Source organism: Peptoclostridium litorale DSM 5388, assembly GCF_900141635.1.
Classification (GTDB): Bacteria; Bacillota; Clostridia; order Peptostreptococcales; family Peptostreptococcaceae; genus Peptoclostridium; species Peptoclostridium litorale.
In genome coordinates, this window is record NZ_FSRH01000004.1 from 14150 (window position 1) to 33100 (window position 18951).

An 18951-nucleotide genomic window follows, 5' to 3' on the forward strand; every position below is an offset into this window, starting at 1 on the left:
AATGTATAAATTGCATAAAGGAGGGGTTTATTTGAAAAACATAGTTGTGGAAAGTTTTACAATGGACCATACTGCAGTAGAGGCTCCTTTTGTCAGAAAATGCAGCGTTGTGAAGACTCCAAATGGGGATGTGATTACAAAATTCGACCTCAGGTTCATGCAGCCCAACAAGGAGGTCATGCCGACAGGTGCAATTCACGCAATAGAACATCTCATGGCCGGATTTATAAGGGAAGAGCTGGAAGGGGTTGTAGACATATCTCCTATGGGATGCAGGACTGGATTTTATTTAATTGTCGTAGGGGAGCTTAGCGAAGAAATGGTCGCAAAAGCTCTAATGAGTTCACTTGAAAAGATACTAAGATCGGAAGAAGTTCCGGCAGCAAATCCCGTCCAGTGCGGAAACTACAGGGATCTGTGCCTGTTTGGGGCAAAAGAGTATTCAAAAGAAGTGCTTCGAAAATTGAAGCAGAAATATAATGGATAAAAATACCAGAATAATATTATAATATGAATAATATGTCATCAGGGGGAAGTCGCAAAATGAATTATCCAGAGGATAAATGCAAGGGAATAGAAATACAAAAACTTAAAGCTTTAGAGCTTGAAAAAAGCATAAACGAACTTGAAAGCAGGAAAAGCTTAATTGAATGCGAAATCAAGGAGTTCAAGGGAGTATTCAGGCGAATAGAGGAAATGATGTTCGATTTGGATAAGCTCGGGGAGATAAGGGAAGACAAAAAAGCCGAGCAAGAGGGCAAAATGTTAATAGACAAGAAGGATTTTGAAGAACTTCTGGATATTTCAAAGAGGCAGCATATACTTGAAAATAGATTAAGGCGTATTGAAAAGGAAAATGACAGGGTCAAGGGCGAACTAAACGAGGCCGTGAAGACAATAAAAGAAAAGGACGAAGAGCTTGAGTGCAAGTCAAAGCTTAAAAAAGAGCTATATACGGCTACGGCAATGCTTAAAAAGACAGACTATCAGTTCAGGATGCTTTCAGATTTTTTAAAGTCCATAGATCAGTTTGGAAATGCCAGGGAGTTCATGCTCCAAACGGAAAAGGAAAAAAGCAAGGTGAAAAAATAGAAATAATGATAAAAAACAACTGTGTTAGATAAGCACAGTTGTTTTTTATCATTAAAAATATCTCATTCCAAGCCCTCTTAGTATTGCTGTCACAGTGTCCTCGTCTAAGGACAGTATTTGAGCTATTTCAAAGTCCAAAAGCCCCTGGGCGTGGTACTGGAGAAGTGCTTCGAATTCGTCCTGGCTTATCTCCTGTGAACATACCTTTGAATCGTTTTTCTTTTTTCTGTCGCTGTCTGAAAGTGCTCTGTACATGGTATTCCTCCTGTATGATAGTGTCGATACAATAATAATATCACAAAAAATTAAAGATAAAATATTGACATAATAAATTATATATTTTATAATCAATGTAAATTAGGATTTAAATATAATATTTACCAAAAGTTAAATATAGTTTTTATAAATTCTGTGAAGGAAAGAGTAGCATGCGAAATGGCGAAAGCGAGCCGGGGTAGGTGGGAGCCGGTGGTCAGGAAGAATGTGAAGTGCATTCCGGAGAAGGCTTTTTGAAAGAGAATCATGTAGGAAAGCCCGGCGAGGCCGTTAAACCGCAAAGAGAAGGTGCAGTGTGCATTTATGCATATATAATTTGCGCCAAAAAAAAGAGTGGAACCGCGAGCCAAAGCTTCGCCTCTTGCATATGCAGGAAGCGAGGCTTTTTTTAATGAAAAGTTCAGCTGATTGGAGCTGAATACGTGCTTTGGGACTTAAATAAAACTGAAAATACAATTTATAAATTCTGTGAAGGAAAAAAGTAGCATGCTAAATGGCGAAAGCGAGCCGGGATAGGTGGAAGCCGGCGGTCAGGAAGTATGTGAAGTGCATTCCGGAGAAGGCTTTTTGAAAGAGAATCATGTAGGAAAGCCCGGCGAGGCCGTTAAACCGCAAAGAGAAGGTGCAGTGTGCATTTGTGCATATGTGATCTGCGCCTGAAAAAGAGTGGAACCGCGAGACCCCCTTGCCTCTTTAATGGAGACGAGGGGTTATTTTATGTCATGGAGAGTATACGGTTCATTCGCAAGATGGACCAGCTACAAACATGAACGATTGAACACATTCACAAGAGACTATTTGAACTGAAACCAAAGGGATAATTACGGGAGGGTATAATATGATATACGAAAACATAACTAGACTTATAGGAAACACACCAATTGTAAAGCTTTCAAAAATGGCAGGAGAAGACAGCGCAGATGTGTATGTGAAGCTGGAAGGATTCAATCCAGGAGGTTCGATAAAAGACAGGATAGCACTCAATATGATAGAGGGAATGGAATCTGAAGGGGTTATAAAGCCAGGCTATACTCTTGTGGAGCCTACAAGCGGAAATACTGGAATAGGAATAGCTATGGTTGCGGCGATAAAGGGCTACAAGGTTGTCCTTGTAATGCCTGAGAGCATGAGTATGGAGAGAAGAAAAATACTTTCAGCCTATGGAGCGAATCTTGTGCTCACTCCGGCTGACAAGGGTATGAAGGGGGCTATAGAAAAGGCTCAGGAGCTTGTAGACCAAAATGAAGAATATGTGCTTGTAGGCCAGTTTGACAACAAGTTTAACCCAGATGCACACAGAAAGGCGACAGCGTTTGAAATAATAAGAGATATGGATGGAAAGCTTGACGCGTTTGTTGCAGGAGTTGGAACTGGGGGAACTCTTACGGGAACAGGGGAGGTTCTTAAAAAAGAGATAGAAGGCGTAAAAATAGTAGCTGTGGAACCTGACGATTCAGCTGTAATATCGGGAGATGCGCCAGGAGGGCACAAGATTCAAGGAATAGGAGCAGGGTTCATTCCAAAGAATCTTGATGTGGATGTAATAGACGAGGTTGCAAGGGTTACAAACGAGCAGGCATTTGAAACTGCTAGAAAGCTTGCAAAGGAAGAGGGCATATTCCTTGGAATATCTTCAGGAGCTGCGATAAAGGCTGCACTGGACGTGGCTAAAAGCCTTGGAAAAGGGAAGAAGGTCCTAGTTATAGCACCTGATGGAGGAGAAAAATACCTGAGCACTGAACTTTACTAATAATATGAACTTGGGAGGTAATGGGATGAGAGAATATATAAAAACATACATGGAGAAAGACCCGGCTGCAAACAGCGCGCTGGAAATACTGCTGACTTACCCGGGACTTCATGCTACACTGGTACACAGGTTTTCGCATTTCCTATACAAAAAGGGACTAAACTTCGTGCCTAGGGTGATTTCCATAATAATGAGGTTTTTAACGGGCGTGGAAATACATCCCGGAGCTCAGATCGGAAAGAGGCTTTTCATAGATCACGGCATGGGAATAGTAATAGGGGAGACCGCTGAAATAGGCGACGATGTTACTCTTTACCACGGAGTGACTCTTGGTGGAACTGGAAAAGACAAGGGGAAAAGGCATCCTACAGTAGGCGACAATGTAGTGATATCGGCGGGGGCAAAAGTGCTAGGGCCAATAAAAATAGGTGCCCACTCCAAAGTGGGGGCGAATTCTGTAGTGCTAAAAGAAGTGCCTCCCTACAGCACGGTAGTCGGAATACCTGGAAAGATAGTCAAAATAAATGGAATAAGAGTTTACGATGAAGTTGAGGCTGAAAAAAAGGCCATTGTATGAACAGATGATAAGAAATAAAAAAGCGACCTGCAAATCTTGCAGGTCGCTTTTTTGTCAGCTGTGAAGCTCATTATATATTGAAATATATTTTATGAGGTCTGTCTTTGAGAGTATTCCTATCAGGATATTATTTTCCATTACCATGAATCTTCCAAGCTCATTGCCTGCCATCATCCTAAGGGCGTTTTGGGCGGGCTCGTCGGGAGATATTATGAACCGTTTGTCAAGCGGCTCGTACACCTGCTGGACGAGTATGTCTTCCATGTCTTTTTCGTTTACGGACCTTAGGGATTTTAGCATTATAGCCCCGACTATCATGCCGTCATCCTCCACAGGGAAAAACGGGTGTTTGTAGTGATAGAAAAAATCCCTTAGAACATCAGATACGCTCATATGAAGGTCTACTGTAAGCACAGGAGACGTCATTATGTCCCTGACAGTGAGGTTGTTGAAAAGCTTTTCCAAAAGCGCATTTTGATATGATGTCTGCGATGACTGGCCTATGAATATACCTATGAAAATAAGCCATATCCCGTTTACAAGGTTGCCACCAAGAATATTAAGTATTCCAAGCATCATGAGGGCGTATGAAAATATTGTGCCCGAAGAGCCAGCGACTCTTGTGGCATACACCCTGTCCTTTTTTACCGCCCATATTATGGCTGTAAGTATGCGTCCGCCGTCAAGGGGAAGTGCCGGAAACAGGTTGAATATCGCCAGCACAATGTTCATCTGTCCTATGAAAAGCAAAGGAGCGGTGACTGTGTCGGGCATGCCTGCCGACTGCAATAGACTTCCTACAAGCGTGAACACTCCAAACAGGAAAACGCTCATAAGCGGGCCGGCTATTGCTATTAAAAATTCTTTTTTAGGAGAGTCGGCTTCCTTTTCGATATAGGCAAGTCCTCCAAATATGAAAAGAGATATCTTGGTCACGGGTATTCCATAGTGCATTGAAACCATGGAATGTGACAGCTCGTGAAGAAGGACTGAAACAAACAGCATTATTGCAAGAACTGCGCCTTCTACCCAGTAAAGAAAATTAGGCCAGTCTGGAAAATAAAATGGAAAGTAAAAATTTGAAAACATGAATGTAATCAAAAGGAATATGATTATCCAGTTGTAATTTATTTCTATGTCTATTTTTTTTATGCTTCCTATCCTTATTGAATTTGCCATGTCTATCCCCCCAGCATATTTATTTTAACCTGTATAGCTTATATACCCACAGGTGCTGTAAAACAATATTTATTTGGAAATGGGCGTGATTTGGGTAGATATATAATGGTAGAATATGGTGAAACTATGAAAGTAGGGGTGATACTGTGGAGAGCATAATCAGTGAAAAGGTCCAGGTTGGAATAAGCGCATGCATGTACGGCTGTGAAGTCAGGTACAACAAAAAGGGCTGGGACATGCTGACTTATTTTGGAAGGGAAAGGGAGGCATTCATATGGCACCCAATGTGCCCAGAGTGCATGTCGGGTCTTGGGGTTCCAAGAGACGCAATAAGGATTACAGGCGGAAATGGATTTGACGTCTGGAATGGAAAGGCAAGGGTTAAGACAAGCAGGGGAGAGGACATAACAGAAAAAGTCAAAAATGGCGCCAGAATATGCATGGAGACTCTTAAAAATGCAGGGGTATATGTATATGTGTTCATGGAGGGCAGTCCTTCTTGCGGCGTCTACAGGACAACGCTTAAAAACAAGAGGATAGGAAAGCCGCCCGGAGTATTCGGGGCGCTTCTTTTGAACGAGGGCTTTTTCCTGATCCCTGCTGCAGACATGCAAAGCCCTGTGAGGAGATGGGACTGGAGAAGGAGGCTGCATGCTTTCGTGTGGCTGAAAAATATGGAGTTGGATTCAACTGTAAAGCTTTATGACATGTGGCATATAATAAAGTTTTTATGCCAGGAAATAGACAATGAGCAGGCCAAAACAATAGGCCGGGAAATCGCAGGCATCAAGGGATTTGATGAGGAATTTGCACAGGACATAAAAAACAGGATACTCATGATCCTCAGAAGGCCTTCAAGCCTTGAGAGGATAAAGCACATGCTTTGGAAGAACTATTCATTTTACAAAAAGAAGGCAGGCGTTGAGGTGGAAGGGATAATGGAGCCTACCGGGCTGAGGAACATGACCCATATCGCAAAAGAGCTTATGGATATGGAAGTCAGGACCTATAAAGAAGGAACATTTTTCGGCTCCGCCCCAATAATATACAGGAGAGTGTAGCTATGTAGTTATATAGAATAGAAAAATGAAACCAAAAGCGGAACAAGCGAGCTCAAAATAACACCGTTTACAAAGGACACTATGACGACCCCTGGGGAGGTTGACCTTGATATAAGGGGAAGCGTCGTGTCCATTGAGGTTGCACCGGCTGGAGCTATGGCGCAGTAGTGCCCGAGATATTTTGCTATGAAGGGAATAGACACTACGGCAGTTACTTCGCGAAGTACATTTGTCAAAAAAGCTATAGTTCCAACCTGTGCATCCGCAAGGTTTGTAAGCATTATGCCAGAAAGGCTGTACCATCCGAATCCCGAAGCTATAGAAAGGCTTATATTGCTTGGAATGCCGAATATAATTCCGGCAGAAAGTCCGCCCATAAGGCTTCCGGCAACTATTGAAAGAGGGACTATAAGAGAAGCCCTTCCGCTGCTTTTGATGTCGTTTATTATGTTCTTGTTTGAGCCCACCTCTATTCCAACTAGGAGAAGCAGAATGTCAAGCGAAATTGTAGCCATGCTGTCAAGATGGGAAACCATGATATCGGGCAGCATGAATTTTCCGCAGAATATTCCGGCGATTATTGAAATCACTATTGTTAAAGTCAATTTAATCAGCCCCCTTCAAAAATTTAAGGCTAACCACGAACACGCATGCCACGCTGAAAAGCGAAGTGAGAAGCGCAAATGAAACTGATATCTTGCCTATTTTTGATATGTTTCTTATTATGTCATCATTAGCCCCGATTGAGCATCCCATGGAAAACAAAAGGAATACGACCCCAAGCTGTTGCATTTTGGAATTTAATTTTTTGCTTTTTTCATCAAGCCCCCTGAAATAGCCTATGGATATCCCTCCAAACAGGAATAGTATTATGGTCCACAAGTGTAATTCCCCCTAACATATATGATTTAACAACTATAATATACATAATAAAGCCTCCGTATGCAATACGAAGGCTTTAAGTTGACTAATGAAAAGATCACAATTCAAGTTGATTAGGGTCACGAGCCTATTGTTTTTTATTTTTATTCTGGAGTGCTTTCAAATCGGCCGGACAGGAAATTGTTTTTAACAAATGCGGCAACGGCAAACAGGGCCACTATTATGACTATTGAGATGTAAAATCCCCTCGAACCCACATGGGCGGACTGTGCGCCAAGGTTTGCATATGCGAATATCCCAGGGATGGTTCCCACCATTGTAGCGGCTATGAAATTTTTGAACTTAATCTTTGAAAGCCCTGCGCCGTAGCTTATAACGTCAAACGGAAAGAGAGGGATGAATCTCAAAAGAAGTATTATAAGGAAGGCATTTTTTTCAAGCTGCCTTTCAAACTTGGATATGTCGTGCTTTACAAGCTTCGCTATCACTCCTTTTCCAAGAAACCGTGCTATGCAAAAAGAAAGCGTGGCTCCGCAAAGCGCGCCTACCATTATAAGCAAGAATCCCTTGTAAATCCCGAATATAAGGCCTCCCGCTATTGCAAGTATTGAATCCGGAAAGAATGTAAGGGGAACAAGAGTAAACAGTATTATGAACACAACTGGAGCAAGCGGCCCGAATGAATCCACGTAATTTTTTATCTCTTCAGGCCCGAAACCTTTTATGACATTGAACTTGTTTAGAGCATAAAGCAGCATCAGAACAATTGAAACTGAAGCCGCAAATTTAACAATTGAAGATTTTTTATTGTTCATATTATACCTCCTAAATCCTGTCGACCAGAAGCTTGCCTTTGTACCTGTTTATCCATTTGCCAAGCAGCCCCGGCCTTTTTTGATCAAGCTCAAAAGCCTTTTCTGATGGGGGGAAAAGAATATCCAGCAGATGGAGAGTCTTGGCTCCTCCGATTTGCATCGATTCGGCACAGGCCTGGCAGTAAGTCAATATGCAGTCTGCGTCCGACTGCATGGCCCTTTTCTTCATCTGGCGCACTGCTATTGGTGGATTTGTAAGTCCGACCATTCCACCCTGCCCACAGCAAGGGGTTTTTGATCTGTTGCTTTCAAATTCCACTGTATTTATTCCTAGCTCGCTGCACAGTTTTCTGACTGAATCGTGAACCGACTCGAGACTTCTTGTAGGGCAGGGGTCATGTAGTGAAAACTTCAAGTCAGAAAAAAGGTCCGCACACGCAGCACCATCTGGAATGCCTTTTTCGGCCATGAACTCCCACAGGGATATTACATCAATGCCCGGGCTGTTTTTTGAAACGGTATTGTAGCAGTTCGGACAGGTCGTTATTACAGTAGTGCATCCGCAAGCTTTTATGGAATCTTCAAGCATTCCGTAATACTGCTTGAAAGAGTACTCGTCTCCGACTGAACTTGTGGGCTTTCCGCAGCAGTGGAGAAGTATTCCGCAGTCTTCAAAATTAGAGTGCATATAATTATATATTAGAGGAATGATATCCGGTCTGTATGAGACCAGACTGCAGCCAGGCATGAATCCCACTTTGAAATTTTTTGACCCAGATGCCCCATTCACAGAGGTGAATGGCTTTGAAAAGCTCAGTTTCTGGTGGTTTGCGACCGCCCTAAGCCCTTTTGAAAGAGTTTTTGACCTCGTACTTTCACAGGGGAGTATCTCTTTTCTCATGTGGAAGAAAATATCCTTGAAATCGAGGCCCTTGGGGCACACGCTCGAGCAGTATGTGCAAAGGACACATGAATAAGGCAGTGATATAGGCAGTTTTTCATCGCGTGCCATTTTACTCCAAAGCTCTTTGGGGGATGAGCAAAACTCATCCAGCATGGGGCAGTTTTTCATGCACAGCTTGCAGTCTATGCATTCATCTGCCGACCGGCATGCTTTTTGTATTATTTCTTTTGTAGAATTGAAAAAATCCATAGTCACAACCTCTTTTATAATATTAAATTAGTATAGAAATTTCTTATCAGTAGATACTGATGGATAAACCATTTCTATTGCGGCGCCATGCTTTAAAAATTAAAATTCACATTAAATCCAAGGTGAACCTGCAGCTGATAAATAAAATATTCATCCGAATACAAACCCAAAACCCAGGCAGGGGAAAAGGTAGGCAACTGTGATTCAGAGAAATGGATATTATGAGTATGTGCAACTTAATAATACACAAAAGAAAAAATAAGTCAAGAGCTAATTTGCTGTTGATTTTTGGTAAATGAGGGCATGTCATCATGCTAATATTTCATGTTGAAAAGATGTGATTTTTTTTATTATAATCAATGTTGTTGACAGGCATGTTTTGTTTAAATGTATTTCATTGCGGGTATGCGCTAATATTTTGGCTGTGAAGCCGATTGTATTCATCCATGGAATATAATATTCCATGGCATTTATTTTGACTGCTTGATGATAAAATTTATTAAATGATAATACCTTCTATATTATGGTTATTTGAAGGATTATTTTGAATAAAAAGAAAGGAGCTGAATATTTGTGAAAGGGAATGAAAAGAAACAATTATTCTTAAAAATAGGGATAATCGCTATTGCAATAGCGGCATACTTTTTGATAGAGCCGGTGAGGAGAAATATTAAGCAGGCGCTTTTCATAATGAAAAACGTAGATGTGGGACTTGTAAAAGGATACATAAAGTCATTTGGAATACTTGCCCCCACTGTTTCATTTTTACTTATGGTGCTCCAGTCAATAGTGGCGCCGCTTCCAGCATTTATAATAACATTTGCAAACGCGAGCCTCTTCGGCTGGGTGAAGGGGGCCATGCTTTCGTGGTCAAGCGCCATGGCTGGCGCAGTGCTGTGCTTTTACATAGCAAGGCTTTATGGAAGGGAAGTAGTGGAAAAGCTTACGAGCAAATTTGCGCTTGAAGGCATAGACAAATTTTTTGAAAGATATGGCAAATACGCAATACTAGTGGCAAGGCTGCTTCCGTTCATGTCATTTGACATAGTCAGCTACGGAGCAGGGCTTACTTCAATGGGATTTTGGGAGTTCTTCTGGGCGACAGGGCTTGGACAGCTTCCTGCCACGCTTATATATTCATATATAGGCGAGATGCTTTCTGGAGGAATCAAGAAGTTTGTATTTGCTCTACTGATGCTATTTTCAATGAGCATTATAATATTTTTATTTAAAAAGGTCTGGGAAGACAAAGCCAGACAGAAAAATTTGGAAGGAGATGAAAAAAAGTGCTTAAAAAGAAATTGCTAAGCCTTACGACGCTTATTATGGCTTTAATGCTTGTTCTTAGCGCATGTACAGGTTCCAAGCAGAGTACTTCTGACTCTGCGGATTCGCCTCAGGCTGGAGTGGATCTTTCAGTCTACAAAAACAGCGACATATTCATAACGCCTCAAGAGCTTAACGAAAAGCTTGGAGATGAGAATGTAATAATTTTTGATGGAAACAAGCAAGGTGCTTATGAAAAGGGGCACATACCAGGAGCCATAAACGTAGGTTTCCACTCATTCTCGAATGTAGAGGGAAAACCGGGAGATCCGCTTTGGGGAACTTCATTGAACAAGGAAGAGCTTGCAAAAAAGCTTGAATCATATGGAGTGACCAATGACAAGCTGGTTGTATTCTACTCGGACGTACTTCCAGGGCCGGGACCTGACGGTAGAAACGTATGGCAGCTTAGAATGGCGGGACTTGACAACGTAAAGCTTCTTTACGGAGGAATGCCTTACTGGAAAGAGCTTGGATACGAGGTTACAAAGGATGCTCCAGCTGAGGTTGCGCCTTCTACAGGGCTTGTGCTTAAGGATTTTGACGAGAGCTACAGGGCTACAAAGGAGCATATAGGCGAAAACCTTGAAAATACTGTTATAATAGACGTTAGAACAGAAAAAGAATTCAAGGGAAGCCAAAATGCCGGAGAGGCAAGAGGAGGACACATAAAGGGCGCGAAGCACCTTCTATGGTCTGACCTTCTAAACGAGAATGCAACTCCAAAGTCACCAGATGAAATAATAAAGATAATGGCAGATGCGGGAGTAACTCCTGAAGATGATTTCGTAGTTTACTGAACAATGGGCATAAGATCCGGATATGCATCCGCGGTCCTCAGAGCCGTTGGCTTTGAAAAGGCTAGAAACTACGAGGCTTCTATATACGAGTGGTCGGCAGACGCTCAAATGCCTATGGAGAAGTAGTTTGTGAATATTTGGCGCCGCAAGTTTGCGGCGCCTTTTACTTTTGGGGAATATGTTCATAAGTGCGTAATATGCAATGAAATAACTTGTGCGTAGGTATGTGAGGAATGAAAGTCCGGAATATTGCTCTCCTAAATGAGCCGCTTTTCGCCGGTTGTTGTAATAATGGGCTTTTAAATATATAATGTACATAGACAAAAGCTGTAAAAATACTAATATTTGGAGGTGTTTCATGTACAGGGAAGGATACAAGAAGCTTTTTTTGGGTATGGCTTTGGCGACATTTGACTTCAACAGGGGGAATATAAACTTTATTCCAGATTCGATAGGCTACATACTCGTTGTTATTGGACTTTCTATACTAGCTTCGCAGCATGAATTTTTCAAAAAGGCAAAAATGCCTGCGACGTTCTTGGCGGTGCTTAGCATAATAGACGTATACCATGCGCCAAACAGCCAGTACATAAACTTGTTTACAGGACTTATGTCTCCTGTGGCAACTGTTATGAGGCTGTGCATAATAGTTTTGAATGTGATGCTTGTATACTATGTATGCAAGGCCATAATTGAAATATGCGAATTTGAAGGAAGAAGCGTGCTTAAGGACAGGGCAGATTCGGTGGTGAAGTTTTATGTTGCAGCAAGCGTGGTGCTTTTTGTGATGCTTCCAGTGTCATACATGGCACAAAACATGTACAAGGGTGTAATAGTCATAATGACGATACTTGCGATAGGAATAAACGTTATGTTCATGGTTATTGTGAATAAAGCGGGGAACAGCATTGGAAACTGCGCATTCAACAAGTCGAAATCGTAAAGCAGACCGCATGACATGCGCCTTGTGAGGTGACTGCCGTAATTTGTGGATACTATTGGACACAGCTTGAGGTGATGTGCATGAAAAAAATAAATATCCCGCAGGAAGTGCAGTCCATAATTGACAGAATAAGAGTAGCCGGGCATAAGTCTTATATTGTCGGAGGCTGCGTGCGGGACAGCATTCTGGGAAGGGATATAAACGACTGGGACATATGCACCAGCGCAAGGCCTGAAGATGTCATGGACATATTCGGCGTGGAAAAGGATTTCAAGATAGTCCCTGTGGGCCTGAAGCATGGAACGGTAATGCTCGTGTACAGGGGCAGTGCCTACGAAGTCACCACATTCAGAATAGACGGTGAGTATATGGATGGAAGAAGGCCCTCGAAAGTATCTTTTACAGGCGATATAGAAAAGGATCTTTCAAGAAGGGACTTTACTGTAAATGCAATGGCATACAGCGACGACGAGGGTCTTATAGACCCTTTTAAAGGCCTTCAAGACATAAAAAGATCTCTTATAAGATGTGTGGGAGACCCACAAAAGAGGTTCGAGGAAGACGCACTCAGGATGCTAAGGGCAATAAGGTTTTCAGCGCAGCTAGGCTTCGATATAGAAAAAGAAACATTTGACGCCATATGCAAAAACTGGAGGCTTGCGCAGAATATAAGCATTGAGCGCATAAGGCAGGAATTTGGAAAGATAATGGTTAGCGACAGTCCTTCAAGAGGGATAAGGCTTCTAATGGATACAAAGCTCATGAACTTCATATCGCCGCAGCTTTATGAAATTGTAGGATTTGACCAAAAAAACCCTTATCACGACAAGGACGTTTTCGAGCATACCATGAATGTGATTGAGAGCACACCCAAAAGGCTGAATGTAAGGCTTGCGGCACTGTTTCACGATATTTCAAAGCCGCGGTGCATGTTTTTGGATGACGGGGGAATGGGACATTTCTACGAGCACGACTCAGTCGGAAGCGAAGTTGCAGCTGACATATTAAAAAAGCTCAAGTATGATAACAGGACAATAAGGTCGGTGTCGATGCTCATAAGGGAGCACATGATAAATCTGGATCACTTCACTGAAAAGGGAATAAAAAGGTTCATAAAGAGGATAGGAAGTGAAAACCTCGAGGATTTTTTCGACCTGAGACGTGCGGACATAAAGGGGTGCGCTGGCCCTTTTGACTTTGGCGATCTTGAGGCTTTCATGGAAAATGTACACGCAATAATAAACAGAAAGGAACCCCTGGGAATAAAAGATCTGGCCATAGGGGGAAATGACCTTATAGACATAGGATACAGCGAGGGGAAAGAGATAGGAGATGCACTCGCATGGCTGCTTGAAATTGTACTCGAATACCCGGATGTGAACACAAAGGAGAAGCTTATCCAAAAGGCTTTGGAAAGACTTGAACATAGAAAAACTGAAAACACATTATGACATGAAGCCTGCCGCATGCAGGCTTTTTATGTTCAAAAATAAATTTAGATTAATTGAATTAAGCCCTGCGTCGAATGGTTTGGAAATTTTTTTTATTTACCTTTGCAGTGTGGGTATATATCATACAGACACATAATAAAGAATTTTTTAGGGGGGATAGATATGAAACCTTTAATAGGGATAACTACAAATTTCATGATGGCGGAAAAAGGTCTCTTGTCCGGGCAGGAGAGATATTTTCTTGAAAGCGACTATGTAAAGGCCATTGAAAATGTCGGAGGAACCTGCATACTTTTTCCTCATACCTCTGATGTTGAAAGCTTTGTGAGATATCTTGACCTTGTTGACGGGATAGTCATTTCGGGAGGAATAGACATAAATCCCATGTTCTACGGGGATGAGCCAATGGAAAAGACTGGATACTTCAACACCAAGCAGGACTTTTTCGATGTGGAGCTCACAAAAAAAGCCATACAGTCCCATGTGCCTATATTAGGACTCTCCAGGGGGATACAGATTATAAATGTAGCCCTTGGAGGAACGCTTTATCAGGACGTGAGCTATATGGAAAAAAGGGCTTTAAAGCATATGCAAGAGTCAAAGCGCAGTGAAAAGTCGCACTGCATATCAATAGAAAAGGATTCGAAGCTTTATGAAATATTCGGCGAAGAAAAAATATTTGTAAACAGCTTCCACCATCAGGCTATAAAGGATATTGGCAAAGGGCTCAAAGTCAGTGCAAGGGCTTCGGACGGAGTCATAGAGGCTGTGGAGCTTGAAGGTGAAGATTTCGTAATGGGAGTACAGTGGAATCCTGAATTCATGGCTGATGAGTATGAAGAGCAGGAGGGCATATTTAAAAAATTCGTTGAAATGACTGTGCAAAGCAGCAGATAATAGTGGTATAATCTATACTAAGAAGTAATAAGCCTATGCTACGTAAAGGCGATATCCTTTAAAATAAGACAGGAGGAGATTTTAATATGAGCAATATAATAGAAAAAGCAAAAGAAGTAAGACAGACGCTAGACAAAATGGAACTAATGGACAGCATGGATGAGAATGTCAAAAAATTTGCCAGCAGTTACCCTAAAGCTCACATAGTGCTAAAATGCGTTAATCCAAATGAAGATGTCGACCTTACAAAGGAATATGAGGTTACAGTAGAGGACATAGAGTTCATAGCAAAGGCTAAAAAAGAAGCCACTGTGACAAAGCTAAACGAGCTTATAAAAGAATAGTGCCAGGCCGTACATATGACAGCGGCATAATCTATTTTGAGGAGCATGCACTGCGCTTAAAAATTCAAAATGGTAAAAATATGCATGTCTGATTAAATTTATATTGACAATCGGTGCTGTGATGTTATAGAATGAAGTTGTAAAAATTAAATAAGCTATTTTTCTTCGGGGAAGGGTGTGAATCCCTACCGGCGGTATAGCCCGCGAACCGCTTATGCGGTTGAACTGGTGTAATTCCAGTGCCGACAGTTATAGTCTGGATGAGAGAAGATCACTTGCAGCCATATTGGTCTGTATGCATAGAATATATTCCCCTGAAGCATTGCTTCAGGGTTTTTTATTTAAATGCACAGCCGAATAAATGTCAGATGCACAATAAGAATAAGACGTGCAAGGCTGAAGTTTACATAATACTACTCATAAATCCCGAAGAGACTCGGGATTTTTTTATTGTATTAATATGGATTTGGAATATAAAGGCTGTGTGAGGAGGGATTTTGTGAAGGAAGCAGATATGCTTTACATGAAAAAGGCTCTGGAGCTTGCGATGCTGGGATGGGGATGGACAAGTCCCAACCCTCTTGTAGGAGCAGTGGTGGTCAAAGGCGGAGAAATAGTGGGAAGTGGATACCACAAGATATGCGGAGGGCCCCATGCGGAGGTCAATGCCATAAATGACGCCGGCGAAAAGGCAAGGGGAGCGTGCATATACGTAAACCTTGAGCCCTGCTGCCACTACGGCAAGACGCCCCCTTGCACGGATTTGATAATAAAAAGCGGAATAAAGAGGGTTGTAGTGGGAATGAAGGACCCGAACCCTCGGGTTGCCGGGAATGGAATAAAAAAGCTCGTTGATGCTGGAATAGAGGTTGAAGCTGGAGTGCTTGAAGCACAGAGCATAGCTTTAAATGAAATATTCATAAAGCACATAAGGGAAAAAAGCCCTTTCGTAATACTAAAGACAGCCGTAACCATGGACGGAAAGACAGCCTGTGAAAACGGTGACTCTAAGTGGATAACATGCGAGCAGTCAAGACAATATGTGCACAGGCTAAGAGGAAGGGTTTCTTGCATAGTCACCGGTGTAGGCACTGTGCGTGCGGACGACCCGCTTATGAATGTAAGGCACGAAAAAGGGATGAAAGACCCTGTGAGAGTGGTGCTGGACAGCAGCTGCAGCATACCCCTCCATTCAAATGTGCTTGTGGATTCGCCTGAAAGCACAATAGTGGCAGTAACGGACAGCGCAGACAGTGAGAAAATAAAGGCTGTCGAAAATACGGGGGCCGAAGTGATGGTACTACCTAAGGGAGACAAAGGTGTGGACATAAAAAGCCTTGTATCAGCGCTTTCAGATAGAGGATTTGACAGCATACTTGTAGAGGCAGGAGTAAACGTGAATGCGAGCTTTTTAAATGAAGGCCTGGTAGACAAGGTATACATGTTCATGGCTCCCAAAATACTCACGGGCAGAGATTCAATGGGGAGCTTCGGGGGAGATTCGCCTCACAAAATGGCAGATGCGGCCAGAATATACGACATGAAAGCTGAAAGCATAGGGGACGACATACTCATAACAGGATACACGAAGGAGGGGATGCAGTGTTTACAGGTATAGTTGAAGAAATGGGAAGAGTAAAGCAGATTGCCAAAAGAGACAAGGGAGTACGAATTGTGATAGAGGCAAAAAAAGTGATTGAGGACGTACAACTCGGAGACAGCATAGCTGTAAATGGAGTCTGCCTTACCGTGACCGAATTTGGAAGTGATTTTTTCTGTGCGGACGTAATGAGCGAGTCACTTGGAAGGAGCAACCTTAAAAGCTTGACGTCAGGGTCAAGGGTCAACCTTGAAAGGGCCATGGCCATGGGGAAAAGGTTTGGAGGCCACATTGTAAGCGGCCACATAGACGCCGTGGGAACAATAGAAGGCATAAGAAAAGAAGGCATATCAAGGATATACAGGATAAAGGCGCCGGCGGAAGTCATGAAATATACTGTAATGAAGGGCTCTGTTGCGATAGACGGCATAAGCCTTACAGTGAGCGCCGTGCATGACGGGGCCTTCGAGGTTTCGATAATACCCCATACAACAGAAAACACAACACTGAGCATAAGGTCTGAAGATGACATGGTCAATCTTGAGGCCGACATAATAGGAAAGCACGTTGAAAATCTCATGGGATTCTCAAAGCGGGAGCAGGAAAAAAAGAAGAGCTCTCTAAGTACATCGTTCTTAGGAGAACACGGATTTTTATAGATTGTATGTATCGCATAATACTTTGCAACCTGACTGGAGGAGATTTGTATGTTTAGCAGCATAAAGGACGCAATTGAAGACATAAAGATGGGAAAGATGGTAATAATAGTTGACGATGAAGACAGGGAAAACGAAGGGGACTTTTATATACCGGCAGAATACGCTACCCCGCAGGCGATAAATTTCATGATAACCCACGGAAAGGGCCTTGTGTGCATGCCTATAAGAAAAGACATGGCAGACAGGCTGGGATTTGAAAACATGGTAGCTAACAATACCGACAGGAAAGAGACTGCATTTACAATATCTGTGGACCATGTGGATGCCACGACTGGAATATCGGCATATGAAAGATCCCTTACCATAAGAACTATAATAGATGCGGACTCTAAAAAAGAGGACTTTACAAGCCCTGGACACATATTCCCTCTTATAGCAAAGGAAAAGGGAGTTCTTGAAAGAAGAGGGCATACGGAAGCCTCGGTTGACCTTTCAAGACTTGCAGGTTTCAAGCCAGCGGGGGTCATATGCGAGATAATAAAGGAAGACGGAAGCATGGCAAGGGTGAACGATCTTTTCGAGATGGCCAAGGAATTCGATATGAAGATAATAACAATAGAAGACCTTGTAGAGTATATAAAGCAGACGGAGGCTCTTGTAAAAAGAGTGGCAAGCGCAGACATGCCTACAGAGCACGGAACATTTGAAATAGTGGGATATGAGGATCTGGTAAGCGGCAAGGAGCACATAGCCCTTGTGAAAGGGGATGTGGCAAACTGCACTCCAATAGTGAGGATACATTCGGAATGCCTTACAGGGGACGTATTAGGGTCGTTAAGATGCGACTGCGGAAAACAGCTTGAAATGGCAATGAAGGAAGTGGAGAAAAACGGCTGCGGAGTGATAATATACCTGAGGCAGGAAGGCAGAGGCATAGGGCTTTTGAACAAGCTTAAGGCCTACAGTCTTCAAGACGATGGAATGGACACTGTAGAGGCCAACTTGGCGCTTGGATTCGACGAGGACCTGAGGGAATACGACATAGCCTACTCGATACTAAAAGACCTTGGGGTGGAAAAGATAAGTCTTATGACAAACAACCCTGAAAAGGTTGAGGGTGTCCAAAAATACGGAATGCAGGTTGAGCAGATAAAAGGAATAGAGATAAAAAGCTGCAGCCACAACCATTTCTACCTGAAGACCAAGAAGGAAAAGATGGGCCATACTCTTAAGGAAGTGTAAAATACATTAACACGCCTTTTGTTGAATTAGGGCCATAAAAATCACATTTTGAAATTGAATATAAAAAACTAAAATCTGGAGGGAATATATTATGAAAATCTATGAGGGAAATTTAATAGCAAAAGGAAAAAAATTCGTAGTGGTTGCTGCAAGGTTCAATGAGTTCATAACTTCAAAGCTTCTTTCAGGATCTATAGACTGCCTTAAAAGACACGGAGCTACAGAAGAAGACATAGAAGTACTTTGGGTTCCGGGAGCATTTGAAATACCTCTTGTTTGCAAAAAGCTTGCTTCGTCTTCAAAATATGACGCAATAATAGCACTTGGAGCTGTAATAAGAGGGGCGACTTCGCACTACGACTATGTGTGCAGCGAGGTTTCAAAGGGAGTGGCAAGCGTATCTCTTGAAAAAGAGATTCCGATATCTTTCGGAGTAATAACTACGGAAAACATAGAGCAGGCCATAGAAAGAGCGGGAACAAAGGCCGGCAACAAGGGCTGGGACGCTGCAATGTCTGCAATAGAGATGGCGAACATAATGGACAGCATAGGGAAATAAACATTTAAAAAATATAGGTGAACCATAAAAATAATTTTTTACAAGTTGACAAAAATAATATATATATATTACAATGAGCGTATAGTTCAATTATGAGACAATTCAAAAACTAAAAACTACTGTTCAAATAATAATAATAGAGGAGCAGCATTTAAGAGTACCTCAGCAGAGTAAAGCACAATGAAGCTTTGGAAAAGGAAATGTTGCCGAAATATATGGCTGACGCTTTAAGGCCATATGTTGGGCCTGCATAGAATATGTGCAGGACTGTCACAGGTTATTGTGGAGGGCTATTATTCGAATTGGAAAGGCAGTCTGGATTTTTTCAGGCTGCGCGCAGACGTG

At 42.3% G+C, this 18951-nt stretch carries 22 protein-coding genes, 2 riboswitches and 2 other annotated features; of the genes, 16 read left to right on the forward strand and 6 right to left on the reverse strand.

The window, feature by feature from the left end; translation table 11 throughout:
- Positions 1 to 31: 31 nt before the first annotated feature.
- Positions 32 to 487, forward strand: coding sequence for an S-ribosylhomocysteine lyase (locus tag BUQ87_RS04580; RefSeq protein WP_278309035.1), 456 nt, complete (start codon positions 32 to 34; stop codon positions 485 to 487).
- 56 nt (positions 488 to 543) lie between these two features.
- The gene (locus tag BUQ87_RS04585; RefSeq protein WP_038267506.1) at positions 544 to 1092 is read left to right on the forward strand and encodes a V-type ATP synthase subunit I domain-containing protein; all 549 of its coding nucleotides are present in this window, start codon (positions 544 to 546) and stop codon (positions 1090 to 1092) included.
- 51 nt (positions 1093 to 1143) lie between these two features.
- On the opposite strand, the gene BUQ87_RS04590 is transcribed toward BUQ87_RS04585, so the two are convergent.
- Positions 1144 to 1347 (reverse strand): hypothetical protein, encoded by a 204-nt coding sequence (locus tag BUQ87_RS04590; protein ID WP_038267508.1) that lies wholly within the window; start codon positions 1345 to 1347, stop codon positions 1144 to 1146.
- A 147-nt stretch (positions 1348 to 1494) separates the two neighbouring features.
- Positions 1495 to 1733: a binding site (T-box leader), on the forward strand.
- Between the two features lie 94 nt (positions 1734 to 1827).
- Positions 1828 to 2064, forward strand: a binding site (T-box leader).
- Between the two features lie 142 nt (positions 2065 to 2206).
- Between BUQ87_RS04590 and cysK the strand changes: the two genes are divergently transcribed.
- Positions 2207 to 3118 (forward strand): cysteine synthase A, encoded by a 912-nt coding sequence (gene cysK, locus BUQ87_RS04600; RefSeq protein ID WP_038267511.1) that lies wholly within the window; start codon positions 2207 to 2209, stop codon positions 3116 to 3118.
- Positions 3119 to 3143: 25 nt separating this feature from the next.
- Positions 3144 to 3695 carry a serine O-acetyltransferase EpsC gene (gene epsC, locus BUQ87_RS04605; protein WP_052636354.1) on the forward strand — a complete coding sequence of 184 codons (552 nt, stop codon included), beginning with the start codon at positions 3144 to 3146 and terminating at the stop codon, positions 3693 to 3695.
- 54 nt (positions 3696 to 3749) lie between these two features.
- On the opposite strand, the gene BUQ87_RS04610 is transcribed toward epsC, so the two are convergent.
- Positions 3750 to 4874, reverse strand: coding sequence for a site-2 protease family protein (locus BUQ87_RS04610; protein WP_038267513.1), 1125 nt, complete (start codon positions 4872 to 4874; stop codon positions 3750 to 3752).
- Between the two features lie 146 nt (positions 4875 to 5020).
- On the opposite strand from BUQ87_RS04610, the gene BUQ87_RS04615 reads away from it, so the two are divergent.
- Positions 5021 to 5935 carry a 2-thiouracil desulfurase family protein gene (locus BUQ87_RS04615; protein WP_052636357.1) on the forward strand — a complete coding sequence of 305 codons (915 nt, stop codon included), beginning with the start codon at positions 5021 to 5023 and terminating at the stop codon, positions 5933 to 5935.
- Positions 5936 to 5943: 8 nt separating this feature from the next.
- Here BUQ87_RS04615 and BUQ87_RS04620 read toward each other — a convergent pair whose 3' ends face one another.
- The 4 genes from BUQ87_RS04620 to BUQ87_RS04635 all read right to left on the reverse strand — a co-directional run bounded on the left by BUQ87_RS04620 (position 5944) and on the right by BUQ87_RS04635 (position 8785).
- Positions 5944 to 6540 carry a LysO family transporter gene (locus BUQ87_RS04620; RefSeq protein ID WP_038267516.1) on the reverse strand — a complete coding sequence of 199 codons (597 nt, stop codon included), beginning with the start codon at positions 6538 to 6540 and terminating at the stop codon, positions 5944 to 5946.
- A 1-nt stretch (position 6541) separates the two neighbouring features.
- Positions 6542 to 6817 (reverse strand): LysO family transporter, encoded by a 276-nt coding sequence (locus BUQ87_RS04625; RefSeq protein ID WP_038267518.1) that lies wholly within the window; start codon positions 6815 to 6817, stop codon positions 6542 to 6544.
- Between the two features lie 143 nt (positions 6818 to 6960).
- Positions 6961 to 7632 carry a TVP38/TMEM64 family protein gene (locus BUQ87_RS04630; RefSeq protein WP_038267521.1) on the reverse strand — a complete coding sequence of 224 codons (672 nt, stop codon included), beginning with the start codon at positions 7630 to 7632 and terminating at the stop codon, positions 6961 to 6963.
- 10 nt (positions 7633 to 7642) lie between these two features.
- On the reverse strand, positions 7643 to 8785 hold the full coding sequence (locus BUQ87_RS04635) for a (Fe-S)-binding protein (protein WP_038267523.1): 1143 nt from the start codon (positions 8783 to 8785) through the stop codon (positions 7643 to 7645).
- A 573-nt stretch (positions 8786 to 9358) separates the two neighbouring features.
- Here BUQ87_RS04635 and BUQ87_RS04640 point away from each other — a divergent pair.
- The 11 genes from BUQ87_RS04640 (at position 9359) to ribH (ending at position 18606) form a co-directional block, all read left to right on the forward strand.
- Positions 9359 to 10093: a TVP38/TMEM64 family protein gene (locus BUQ87_RS04640; protein WP_038267525.1), complete on the forward strand. Its 735-nt coding sequence runs from the start codon at positions 9359 to 9361 to the stop codon at positions 10091 to 10093.
- Positions 10072 to 10911 carry a sulfurtransferase gene (locus tag BUQ87_RS04645; RefSeq protein ID WP_242943774.1) on the forward strand — a complete coding sequence of 280 codons (840 nt, stop codon included), beginning with the start codon at positions 10072 to 10074 and terminating at the stop codon, positions 10909 to 10911. Before BUQ87_RS04640 ends, BUQ87_RS04645 begins: the two co-directional genes overlap by 22 nt.
- 3 nt (positions 10912 to 10914) lie before the next feature.
- Complete coding sequence (locus BUQ87_RS15525; protein WP_242943775.1) at positions 10915 to 11037, forward strand: rhodanese-like domain-containing protein; 123 nt, start codon at positions 10915 to 10917, stop codon at positions 11035 to 11037.
- Between the two features lie 232 nt (positions 11038 to 11269).
- Complete coding sequence (locus BUQ87_RS04650) at positions 11270 to 11854, forward strand: hypothetical protein (RefSeq protein WP_038267528.1); 585 nt, start codon at positions 11270 to 11272, stop codon at positions 11852 to 11854.
- An 80-nt stretch (positions 11855 to 11934) separates the two neighbouring features.
- The gene (locus tag BUQ87_RS04655; RefSeq protein WP_052636360.1) at positions 11935 to 13305 is read left to right on the forward strand and encodes a CCA tRNA nucleotidyltransferase; all 1371 of its coding nucleotides are present in this window, start codon (positions 11935 to 11937) and stop codon (positions 13303 to 13305) included.
- A 162-nt stretch (positions 13306 to 13467) separates the two neighbouring features.
- The gene (locus tag BUQ87_RS04660) at positions 13468 to 14202 is read left to right on the forward strand and encodes a gamma-glutamyl-gamma-aminobutyrate hydrolase family protein (protein ID WP_038267532.1); all 735 of its coding nucleotides are present in this window, start codon (positions 13468 to 13470) and stop codon (positions 14200 to 14202) included.
- A gap of 86 nt (positions 14203 to 14288) precedes the next feature.
- Positions 14289 to 14546, forward strand: a complete 258-nt coding sequence (locus BUQ87_RS04665; protein WP_038267534.1) for a hypothetical protein — start codon at positions 14289 to 14291, stop codon at positions 14544 to 14546.
- A 157-nt stretch (positions 14547 to 14703) separates the two neighbouring features.
- A riboswitch (FMN riboswitch) is annotated at positions 14704 to 14822 on the forward strand.
- 223 nt (positions 14823 to 15045) lie between these two features.
- Entirely contained in the window at positions 15046 to 16164 is a 1119-nt protein-coding gene (ribD, locus tag BUQ87_RS04670) for a bifunctional diaminohydroxyphosphoribosylaminopyrimidine deaminase/5-amino-6-(5-phosphoribosylamino)uracil reductase RibD (RefSeq protein WP_038267539.1), read from the forward strand.
- Positions 16149 to 16805 carry a riboflavin synthase gene (locus BUQ87_RS04675; protein WP_038267541.1) on the forward strand — a complete coding sequence of 219 codons (657 nt, stop codon included), beginning with the start codon at positions 16149 to 16151 and terminating at the stop codon, positions 16803 to 16805. Before ribD ends, BUQ87_RS04675 begins: the two co-directional genes overlap by 16 nt.
- Positions 16806 to 16853: 48 nt before the next feature.
- The gene (locus BUQ87_RS04680; RefSeq protein WP_038267543.1) at positions 16854 to 18047 is read left to right on the forward strand and encodes a bifunctional 3,4-dihydroxy-2-butanone-4-phosphate synthase/GTP cyclohydrolase II; all 1194 of its coding nucleotides are present in this window, start codon (positions 16854 to 16856) and stop codon (positions 18045 to 18047) included.
- Between the two features lie 91 nt (positions 18048 to 18138).
- The gene (ribH, locus tag BUQ87_RS04685; RefSeq protein ID WP_038267545.1) at positions 18139 to 18606 is read left to right on the forward strand and encodes a 6,7-dimethyl-8-ribityllumazine synthase; all 468 of its coding nucleotides are present in this window, start codon (positions 18139 to 18141) and stop codon (positions 18604 to 18606) included.
- A gap of 129 nt (positions 18607 to 18735) precedes the next feature.
- Positions 18736 to 18907: riboswitch (Lysine riboswitch) on the forward strand.
- Positions 18908 to 18951: the final 44 nt, after the last annotated feature.

Coding starts and splice junctions, on each gene's coding strand:
- BUQ87_RS04635 (WP_038267523.1), bottom strand. CDS start 8,785: ATGGATTTTTTCAATTCTACAAAAGAAATAATACAAAAAGCATGCCGG.
- BUQ87_RS04680 (WP_038267543.1), top strand. CDS start 16,854: ATGTTTAGCAGCATAAAGGACGCAATTGAAGACATAAAGATGGGAAAG.
- BUQ87_RS04585 (WP_038267506.1), top strand. CDS start 544: ATGAATTATCCAGAGGATAAATGCAAGGGAATAGAAATACAAAAACTT.
- epsC (WP_052636354.1), top strand. CDS start 3,144: ATGAGAGAATATATAAAAACATACATGGAGAAAGACCCGGCTGCAAAC.
- BUQ87_RS04665 (WP_038267534.1), top strand. CDS start 14,289: ATGAGCAATATAATAGAAAAAGCAAAAGAAGTAAGACAGACGCTAGAC.
- cysK (WP_038267511.1), top strand. CDS start 2,207: ATGATATACGAAAACATAACTAGACTTATAGGAAACACACCAATTGTA.
- BUQ87_RS04655 (WP_052636360.1), top strand. CDS start 11,935: ATGAAAAAAATAAATATCCCGCAGGAAGTGCAGTCCATAATTGACAGA.
- BUQ87_RS04630 (WP_038267521.1), bottom strand. CDS start 7,632: ATGAACAATAAAAAATCTTCAATTGTTAAATTTGCGGCTTCAGTTTCA.
- BUQ87_RS04660 (WP_038267532.1), top strand. CDS start 13,468: ATGAAACCTTTAATAGGGATAACTACAAATTTCATGATGGCGGAAAAA.
- BUQ87_RS04610 (WP_038267513.1), bottom strand. CDS start 4,874: ATGGCAAATTCAATAAGGATAGGAAGCATAAAAAAAATAGACATAGAA.
- BUQ87_RS04590 (WP_038267508.1), bottom strand. CDS start 1,347: ATGTACAGAGCACTTTCAGACAGCGACAGAAAAAAGAAAAACGATTCA.
- ribH (WP_038267545.1), top strand. CDS start 18,139: ATGAAAATCTATGAGGGAAATTTAATAGCAAAAGGAAAAAAATTCGTA.
- BUQ87_RS15525 (WP_242943775.1), top strand. CDS start 10,915: ATGGGCATAAGATCCGGATATGCATCCGCGGTCCTCAGAGCCGTTGGC.
- BUQ87_RS04650 (WP_038267528.1), top strand. CDS start 11,270: ATGTACAGGGAAGGATACAAGAAGCTTTTTTTGGGTATGGCTTTGGCG.